The following is a 6,744-nucleotide window of genomic DNA, read 5'->3' as shown; positions in this document are numbered from 1 at the left end:
CGACTGCGCCAGGTCCTCCGCGAGCACCAGGCGGTGCGCGAGGCAGTCCACCAGCCGCACCAGCTGCCCGAACCCCACCACCCTGCCGCCGGGCAGGTACGCCACGTGCGCCACGCCGCGCGAGGGCAGCAGGTGGTGCGGGCAGACGGAGTGGAAGTCGATCCCGGTGAGCGTGACGAGCGCGCGGCTCGCGCTCGGCATGGCGTCGGCCAGCACCTCGGCCGGCTCGGCGCGGTAGCCGTCCACCAGGTCCTCGAGCCACGCCTCCGCCACCCGGCGCGGCGTCCCGGCCAGCTCGGGCGAGGCCCGCACCTCCGGCGGCAGCCCGAGCGCGTCGAGCAGGCGGGCGGTCGCCTCGGCGGCCGCCGGCGCCGAGGCGCGCGGGCGCTGCGCCCGCAGGGCGCGGAGCCTAGCGGCCACCCGGCCCCCGGTACGTCACGCAGGAGTCCGGGATCTCGTAGAGCCGGATCTCGCAGAGGCCGGCCAGGTGCGGCTCGAGCACCTCCCACATCCAGCGGGCGATGTTCTCGGCGGTGGGGTTGTCGAGGACGTCGTTCAGCGTGCGGTGATCCACGCGCGCGAGCACGTGCTCCTGCACGATCCGCTTCACGTCGCCGAAGTCGGCGATCATGCCCGTGGCGGGGTCCACCTCGCCCTCGAGCGCGACGAAGAAGCGGTAGTTGTGGCCGTGCATGCGGAAGCACGGGCCCTCGTAGCGCGGCAGGCGGTGCGCGGCCGCGAAGTAGAACTCGACGTCGAGCCGCATGCGCCGGCGGTCGGTGTAGTCGATGGGCGCCATCGGTGTCCTCGTTATAGCTCCAGTTCGAGGTCCCCGCCCTCGCCGACGTGCACGGGGAACGTGCGCACCGACGCCTCCGGGAACTCCGGGCAGGCGCCGGTAGCCAGCTGGAAAGGCCAGGCGTGGAGCGGGCAGTACACCACCTCGCCGCGCACGTCGCCGAACGCGAGCGCCGCGCCGCGGTGGGGACAGACGTTGTCGAGCGCGTGCACGCGCTCGCCGCGGCGGAACAGCGCGATCTCCTGGCCCTCGATCTCGACGAGCCAGCCGTGGCCGTCGGGCAGGTCCTGGAGGCGTCCCACGCGGTGTCTCACGGGCCGGAATCTACGGCGCGCGGGCCCGCCCCGCCGGGGAATCGGCCGTGCCTTCGCCGCGTTCCGGGCCGCGCCGGGCGCGCCGGACCTACCCGCACGCACCGCCCGGGGCTGCGCGTCCCCTCGCAGCAGGACAGGCGCGCGCGTAACGGTCCACGGGCGTGGCCGTCTTGGTCAGCGGGGAGGGAAGCCACGTGGAACGCAACCGCACGATCGTCATCGAGGCCGACCCGGAGCGCCGCCAGCAGCTCTCGCAGCTGCTCGTCGCGTCGGGGTTCGACGTCACCGTCTCCGCCGACCTCGCCGCCGCGCTCCTCGAGGCCGCCCGCGCCACGCCGCCCTCCGACGGCCAGCCGGCGCGCCGGCCGACGCTGTCCGAGATCGAGCGCCGCTACGCGCGCGAGATCCTGCGCGCCACCGGCGGGAACAAGACCCGCGCGGCGGAGATCCTGGGCATCGACCGCAAGACGCTCTACCGGCTCATCGGCGCGGTCCCGGCGCGGCAGCCCGAGGCCGCCGCGCCGGTGAACGGCGTGGACGCCGCGGCGCCGGCGGTGGCCGCCGGCCGCGTCAACGGCATCTGAGCGGGGGGCCGGGAGCGGCGGGGGCGCTACTCGTCGCCCTCGCCCTCCTCGTCGTCGTCGTCGTCCGCGCCCTCGGTCTCGTCGGAGACGCCGCCGTTGAGCGCGTTCTTCAGCACCTGGCTCGGGCGGAACGTCAGCACGCGGCGCGCGCTGATCTCGATCTCCTCGCCGGTCTGCGGGTTGCGCCCGACGCGGGACTTCTTGTCCCGGACGATGAAGTTGCCGAAGCCGCTGATCTTGATCTTCTCGCCGCGCTCCAGCGTCTCCTTGATGGTGTCGAAGACCATCTCGACGATCTCGGCGGCCTCCTTCTTGGAGAAGCCCACCTTCTCGTAGACGCTCTCGATGATGTCGGCCTTGGTCACGGTGTCGCTCCCATCCCCGCGGGCGGCGTCGGCTAAGTCCTGAATTCACTAGCCTATTTGCCCCAGCGTGTCAAACCTTCGCTAGCGCTTCGCGGGCTTTCCGCCGGGCTCGTCCGGCGGCGCCTTCGCGCCGCCGCCGGCCGCGTCCAGCTCCTCGCGGGCGCGCGCTCGCGCCGGCCGGGTGGGCTCGCCCGCAGCGTCCAGCGCGCGCCGCACCTCGTCCGCGCCCGGGCCCGGGACCACCGCGTCGCCGGCGGGGTCGCGGCCCACGCCGGCCGTCAGCGCCAGCACCAGGCCGCTCACCGCGACGGCGAGCGCCGCCAGCACCAGCCCGGCCGAGGCGACGCGGCGCGCGCCGCCCTGGACGAGCGCGCGGAGGCAGAGCACGAGCGAGACGAGCCCGACCACCAGCCCGAACGGCGCGGCGAGCGGGTTCCAGGACGCGAACGCCGCCGCGAGCGCGAACGCCGCCGCTGCCCAGGCGCGCCGGCCCGCGGGCGTCACGCTATCCCCGGAGCTCCGCCCCGACGCGCTCGCGCAGCCGCGCCACGATGCGCCCGTGCGCGGCGTCCGCCTCGGCGTCGGTGAGCGTGCGGTCCGGCGCGCGGTAGGTGATGGCGAGCGCGAGGTTCTTGCGCCCCGGCGGCAGCGGCGCGCCCTTGTACACGTCGAACAGGATCACCGCCTCGACGAGCGGCTCCTCGCGCACCAGCGCCTCCACCGCCGCGGCGGTCACCGCGTCCTCCACCACCACCGCGACGTCGCGGAGCACCGCGGGGAGCCGCGGGATGGGCCGGTACTGCGGCACCAGCCGCGCGGCCGCGAGCAGCGCGTCCAGCGAGAGCCGGAACGCGAGCACGCCGCGCGGGAGCTCGAACGCCTCGGCGACCCGCGGATGCAGCTCGCCGAGCTCGCCCAGCGCCGCGCCGCCCGGCGCGCGGAGCGCCGCCGAGGTGCGCGGGTGCAGCCAGCCGGGGCCGGGCGCGGACCAGGAGGCCTCGACCCCGAGCGCCTCGAGCAGCCCCTGCACCGCCGCCTTCGCGTCGTGGAAGTCGGCCACGTCGCCGCCCACCGCCCAGCCCACCGGGCTGCGCCGCCCGAGCAGCACGCCGGCCACCTCGGTGGCCTCGTGGCTGGGGGCGTCGCCGGCGGTCGCGGCCGCGCGCGGCCCGTAGGCGCGGGCGATCTCGTACAGGCGCACGTCCTCGACGCGCTGCCGGCGGTTGTGCGCGGCGTTGCGGAGCAGCGACGGCACCAGGCTGGTGCGCATCACCGCCAGGTCGGCGCTGATGGGGTTGCGGAGCGCGATGCCGTCGGCGGCGAGGCCGGCGGCGAGCGGCTCCAGGTCGCGCGCCGCCACGAAGCTGAAGTTCACCGCCTCGCTGAACCCGGCCGCCTCCAGCGCGGCGCGGGCGCGGGCCACCGCCTGCGCCTCGGCGGACTCCGCCGGCGTGCGCACCGCGGGCCCGGGGAGCGTCTCGGGGATGGCGTCGTAGCCGAGCGTCCGGACGATCTCCTCGACCAGGTCCTCCTCGATCGAGACGTCCACGCGCCAGCTCGGCACGCCGAAGCTCACCGCGTCGCCGTCGCTGGCCCGCTCCTCGAACCCGAGCGAGAGCAGGATGCGGCGGGCGTCCTCGCGGCTCACCGGCATGCCCAGCACCTGCGCCGGGCGATCCCAGCGCATGCGCACCTCGGGCGAGGCGACCTTGCGCGCCTGCGCGTCCACCACCCCGGCGCGCACCGTCCCGCCGGACAGCCCGGCGATGAGCGCGGCGCAGCGGTCCAGCGCCGGGATCACCATGCCCGGGTCGGCGCCGCGCTCGAAGCGGTAGGACGCCTCGCTCTTCAGGCCGTGGCGGCGCGAGGTCCGGCGCACGCCGCTCGGCGCGAACCAGGCCGACTCGAGCAGCACGCGGGTGGTGCCGGCCGAGATCTCCGAGTCGCCGCCGCCCATGACGCCGGCGAGCGCGCTGCCGCGGTCGCGGTCGGCGATGAGCAGGTCGTCCGGCTCGAGCGCCCGGTCCTTGCCGTCGAGCGTGGTGATCCGCTCGCCCGGCCGCGCGGTGCGGACCACGATCTCGTGGCCGGCCACCTTGTCGAGGTCGAACGCGTGCAGCGGGTGGCCCAGCTCGAGCAGCACGTAGTTGGTCGCGTCCACCACGTTGGAGATGGAGCGGATGCCGCAGCTCTCCAGCCGCCGGGCCAGCCAGGCGGGTGACGGGCCGATCTTCACGCCCTCGACGACGCGCGCGGCGTAGCGGGCGCACTTCTCCGGCGCCTCGATGCGGACCTTCACCGCGTCGGCCGCCGCGCCGCCTCCCTCCACCAGGCCGGGCTTCGGCAGCTTGACCTTCTGGCCCAGCAGCGCGGCCACCTCGCGGGCGATGCCCACGTGCGAGAGCGCGTCCGGCCGGTTCGGCGTGACGTTCACCTCGAACAGCACGTCGTCGAGGCCGAGCGCCTCGCCGATGGGCGTGCCCGGGGCCGTGCCGGGCGGGAGGATGAGCAGGCCGCTCGCGTCGGCGGAGAGCCCGAGCTCGCGCGCCGAGCAGAGCATCCCGAAGGACTCCACCCCGCGCAGCTTCGCCTTGGTGATCTTCACGCCGCCGGGCAGCTCGGCGCCCACGGTGGCGAGCGGGACCACGTCGCCGACGCGGTAGTTCTTCGCGCCGCACACGACCTGGAGCGGCTCGGCGCCGCCCGCGTCCACGCGGGTGACGGAGAGCTTCTCGGCGTTGGGGTGCGGCTCGGAGGCGGCGATGCGCGCCGTCACCACGCCCTTCAGCTCCGCGCCGGTGCGCTCCACCGCCTCGATCTCGAAGCCCACGGCGGTGAGGCGCCGCGCCAGCTCCTCGGGCGCGGGCAGGTCCACGTACTCCGACAGCCACTTGAGCGAGATGCGCACGGCGTTCTCAGAACTGTTCGAGGAAGCGGAGGTCGTTCTCGAAGTACAGGCGCAGGTCGTCGATGCCGTAGCGGAGCATCGCCATGCGCTCGACCCCCATGCCGAAGGCGAAGCCGGTGAAGCGGCGCGGATCCACGCCGCCGTTCTCGAGCACGCGCGGGTGGACCATGCCGGCGCCGAGCACCTCCAGCCAGCCGGTCTCCTTGCACGTGCCGCAGCGCTTGCCGTCCTTGCGCCCGGTGCCGCCGCAGATGGAGCAGGACACGTCCACCTCGGCGCTCGGCTCGGTGAACGGGAAGTAGCTGGGGCGGAAGCGCGTGCGGGTGCCCGGGCCGAAGTAGGCGCGGGCGAACGCCGCCAGCGTGCCCTTCAGGTCGGCGAAGGTGATGCCCTCGTCCACGCACAGCCCCTCGATCTGGTGGAACATGGGCGAGTGGGTCTGGTCGTAGTCCGACCGGTAGACGCGGCCCGGGCAGATGATGCGGATGGGCGGCCCGCCGATCCGCTTCATGGCGCGGATCTGCACCGGCGAGGTGTGCGTGCGGAGCAGCACCGCGCCGGGCTTCGCGGGCCCGCCCGGCGCCGCGCCGGTGCGCCCGCCCGGCGACAGGGTGGACTCGTCCACGTAGAACGTGTCCTGCATGTCGCGCGCGGGGTGGTCCGGCGGGATGTTGAGCGCCTCGAAGTTGTACCAGTCGAGCTCGATCTCCGGCCCGCTCGCGGCCTCGTAGCCGAGGCGCGCGAAGATGGCGGAGATGTCCTCGGTGGCGCGCGTGACGGGGTGACGGTGCCCGCGCGGCAGGAGCCGGCGGCCGGGCAGCGTCACGTCGATGGGCGGGCCGGCCAGCTCGGCCTCCAGCGCGCGCGCGGCGAGCCCGCGCGCGGCGCCGGCGAGCAGCGCCTCGACCTCGTCGCGGACGCGGTTCGCGACCTCGCCGACGCGCGGGCGCTCCTCGGCGGGGAGCTGCCCCATGCCCCGGAGGACCTGGGACAGCTCGCCCTTCTTGCCGAGGAAGCGGACGCGGAGCTCCTCGAGCCCCTTCTCGTCCGCGGCGGAGGCGATGGCTTCACGGGCGCTCCGTGCGAGCGCCTCGAGCTGCGAGAGCAGGTCGGCCATCGGACCCCTCCCCTACGCCTGGGCGGTCTTGACGATGGCGGCGAAGTCGCCCGGGAGGGCGAGCGCGAGATCGGCGAGGATCTTGCGGTCGATCTCGACGCCGGCCTTGCGGAGCGCCGCGACCAGCTTCGAGTAGGTGGTGCCGTTCTGGCGGGCGGCCGCGTTGATGCGGACGATCCAGAGCGCCCGGAACTCGCGCCGCTTCAGCCGGCGGTCGCGGGTCGAGTAGTTGAGGGCGCGCTCCACCGCCTGGTTCGCGCGGCGGTAGCAGTTCTTGCGGCGGCCACGGAAGCCCTTCGCGAGCTTCAGGACGCGGTTGCGACGGCGGCGGGCCTTGAATCCCTTCTTGACGCGCATCTTCCTTCTCCTTGCCGGCGGGAGGCACGTCGGCCCGTCACGCAGCGTGACGGGCCGGGTACGCTTCGGAACCCCGCTTGGGCGTTACGGCTTCTCCGGCCCTAGCGGGCGTACGGGAAGCACTCCTTGATCTTCTTCTCGTCCATCGGCGCGAGGTGATCGGTCCCGCGCAGGTGGCGCTTCTGCTTCTTCGTCTTGCCGAACGTCGCGAGGTGCCGGACGCCGGCGCGGCGGAACTTCACCTTGCCGCTCTTCTTCGGGACGAAGCGCTTCTTGGCGCCGCTCTTGGTCTTCAGCTTG

The 6,744-nt window shown here is 74.7% G+C and carries 10 protein-coding genes; 1 reads left to right on the top strand and 9 read right to left on the bottom strand.

Annotated features, from left to right (window positions below):
* From PSR1_RS20690 to PSR1_RS20680, 3 genes are all read right to left on the bottom strand, one after another.
* Nucleotides 1–420: GTP cyclohydrolase I (locus PSR1_RS20690; RefSeq protein WP_193388396.1), on the bottom strand; the 420-nt coding region annotated here is incomplete at its 3' end.
* Nucleotides 410–799, bottom strand: a complete 390-nt coding sequence (gene queD, locus PSR1_RS20685) for a 6-carboxytetrahydropterin synthase QueD (protein WP_059439277.1) — start codon at nt 797–799, stop codon at nt 410–412. The genes queD and PSR1_RS20690, both read right to left, overlap by 11 nt.
* An 11-nt stretch (nt 800–810) precedes the next feature.
* A complete protein-coding gene (locus tag PSR1_RS20680) occupies nt 811–1,113 on the bottom strand; it encodes a Rieske 2Fe-2S domain-containing protein (protein ID WP_059439276.1) in 303 nt (100 codons plus the stop codon).
* 194 nt (nt 1,114–1,307) lie between these two features.
* Here PSR1_RS20680 and PSR1_RS20675 point away from each other — a divergent pair, with 194 nt between their 5' ends.
* Entirely contained in the window at nt 1,308–1,697 is a 390-nt protein-coding gene (locus tag PSR1_RS20675; RefSeq protein WP_059439275.1) for a helix-turn-helix domain-containing protein, read from the top strand.
* Between the two features lie 26 nt (nt 1,698–1,723).
* Here the strand turns inward: PSR1_RS20675 and PSR1_RS20670 are convergent, their stop codons facing one another.
* From PSR1_RS20670 to rpmI, 6 genes are all read right to left on the bottom strand, one after another.
* Nucleotides 1,724–2,062, bottom strand: coding sequence for an integration host factor subunit alpha (locus PSR1_RS20670; protein WP_059439274.1), 339 nt, complete (start codon nt 2,060–2,062; stop codon nt 1,724–1,726).
* A gap of 81 nt (nt 2,063–2,143) precedes the next feature.
* Entirely contained in the window at nt 2,144–2,566 is a 423-nt protein-coding gene (locus tag PSR1_RS20665) for a hypothetical protein (RefSeq protein ID WP_059439273.1), read from the bottom strand.
* 1 nt (nt 2,567) lies between these two features.
* Nucleotides 2,568–4,970, bottom strand: a complete 2,403-nt coding sequence (pheT, locus tag PSR1_RS20660) for a phenylalanine--tRNA ligase subunit beta (RefSeq protein WP_059439272.1) — start codon at nt 4,968–4,970, stop codon at nt 2,568–2,570.
* Between the two features lie 7 nt (nt 4,971–4,977).
* Nucleotides 4,978–6,087, bottom strand: coding sequence for a phenylalanine--tRNA ligase subunit alpha (pheS, locus tag PSR1_RS20655; RefSeq protein ID WP_059439271.1), 1,110 nt, complete (start codon nt 6,085–6,087; stop codon nt 4,978–4,980).
* 12 nt (nt 6,088–6,099) lie between these two features.
* The gene (rplT, locus tag PSR1_RS20650) at nt 6,100–6,444 is read right to left on the bottom strand and encodes a 50S ribosomal protein L20 (RefSeq protein WP_011421026.1); all 345 of its coding nucleotides are present in this window, start codon (nt 6,442–6,444) and stop codon (nt 6,100–6,102) included.
* A gap of 101 nt (nt 6,445–6,545) precedes the next feature.
* Nucleotides 6,546–6,744: 50S ribosomal protein L35 (gene rpmI / locus PSR1_RS20645; RefSeq protein ID WP_152643400.1), on the bottom strand; the 199-nt coding region annotated here is incomplete at its 5' end.

The sequence above is a fragment of the Anaeromyxobacter sp. PSR-1 genome, from assembly GCF_000964525.1.
GTDB lineage: Bacteria > Myxococcota > Myxococcia > Myxococcales > Anaeromyxobacteraceae > Anaeromyxobacter.
This window is presented reverse-complemented; position numbering and strand designations above follow the sequence as displayed.

Excerpts from the sequence above, each read along its gene's own strand:
- queD (WP_059439277.1), bottom strand. The coding sequence starts at position 799 with ATGGCGCCCATCGACTACACCGACCGCCGGCGCATGCGGCTCGACGTC.
- pheS (WP_059439271.1), bottom strand. The coding sequence starts at position 6,087 with ATGGCCGACCTGCTCTCGCAGCTCGAGGCGCTCGCACGGAGCGCCCGT.
- rplT (WP_011421026.1), bottom strand. The coding sequence starts at position 6,444 with ATGCGCGTCAAGAAGGGATTCAAGGCCCGCCGCCGTCGCAACCGCGTC.